Source organism: Oceanisphaera sp. (assembly GCF_052084945.1).
In the GTDB taxonomy this organism is placed as follows: Bacteria; Pseudomonadota; Gammaproteobacteria; order Enterobacterales; family Aeromonadaceae; genus Oceanimonas.
Map to the genome: position 1 here is coordinate 26,192 of NZ_JBQDEX010000018.1, position 1,378 is coordinate 27,569.

General features: G+C 50.1%; 1 protein-coding gene. It reads right to left on the reverse strand.

Annotated features, from left to right (window positions below; translation table 11 throughout):
• Window positions 1-16 precede the first annotated feature (16 nt).
• Window positions 17-931, reverse strand: a complete 915-nt coding sequence (lpxL, locus tag ACTHY5_RS03155) for an LpxL/LpxP family Kdo(2)-lipid IV(A) lauroyl/palmitoleoyl acyltransferase (protein ID WP_441876240.1) — start codon at window positions 929-931, stop codon at window positions 17-19.
• Window positions 932-1,378: the final 447 nt, after the last annotated feature.

Sequence of the window (1,378 nt, forward strand, 5' to 3'; positions counted from 1 at the left end):
GCGCTCGGCGCTGCCCTTAATACCGATAAGGCACGTCTTTTGGCGTGGTTTTAAAGCGTCTGTGTAGCCACATGTATTGTTCTGGGGCTAAGCGAATAGCGGCTTCTATTACTTTATTGCTCGCGGTTGCGTCTGCAATATCGTTGCCGATGGGAAAGTTGCTCATGGGAGCTTGAATTAATAGTCGATAGCCGTGCTGCTCGCGAATTGTAAAGCAGGGTAGAGTGACGGTTTTTTTCACCCGCGCCAAGGTGGCGGTACCGGTAATAGTGGCCGCTTGCTCAACGGCAAAAAAAGGCACAAACACACTGGCATGGCGGCCGTAGTCGTGATCAGGGGCATACCAAAGCGCATCCCCTTGGCGCAAGGCTTTTACCATGCCTTTAATATCTAGACGGTTGACCAAATATTTATTAGAACGACAGCGGCCTTGTACCTGGGCATATTCTAATACTGCATTAGTATTAGGGCGATACACTCCCACACCGGGCCGATACAAGCCAAATTGGCGGGCATTTAGCTCAAGGGTTAAAAAGTGTGCCGACAATAACAACATGCCTTGGCCATTGGCTGCGGCAGCATCAACGTGCTCTGTGCCTTCCATGCGAGTAATGGCTTGCATCCGCCAATGGGGCCAAAACCACGCCATGCCGGTTTCAAATACCGCACAGCCCACACTTTCAAAGTTTGCCGTTAAGGTTTGCGCTCGCTCTTCGGGTGTGAGTTCAGGTAATGCCAGTTCTAAGTTGCGCTGTGCAATTTTGACCCGGGAGCCCAAAATGCGCATAGAGAAGCGGCCTAATGCTCGGCCTAGAGTCATTTGTAAGCGCCAAGGTAATAAGGTCACTAGCAGCCATAATAATCCTAGGCCCAGCCAGTTAAATAAATAGCGAGGGTGTAATAGCGCTAAAGAGAAAGAAGAGGGTTGCATAAACACTGCCATAAACCATGAATACCAGAATTCTAATTAACTTACTCGCGAATGACTAGCCCTGCGGGGCGCGATCAGCCTTAGGTCTGTCACTTCGTCTGATGTTTAAGTAGAAGTCAGGCAGAGCGTACTGCTCCGCCGCGCAATCTGCCCGCTATGGATGGCGGAAATGCAGAAATGGCAGGAGCATTTTTCTGCCCTAGCGCGGAGGGTCGACGGAGCAGACACCCTCTGCCTTTCCATTAGCACCGAGTTGTCTGAATGTGTAGACGAATGCTGGCTCTCGCATTGAACCGCAGGCGCAAATCAATTTTTAGGCAATGGTTCGATTTAAAATATTGGCTCAAGGATGTCCGCAATAGACGCTAACAAGCGATACAGTGGTATGTGGCCGGATAAAGGGATCTTCTTCACCGACCGTCACATAACAGGGAGGTTATGTGCTGA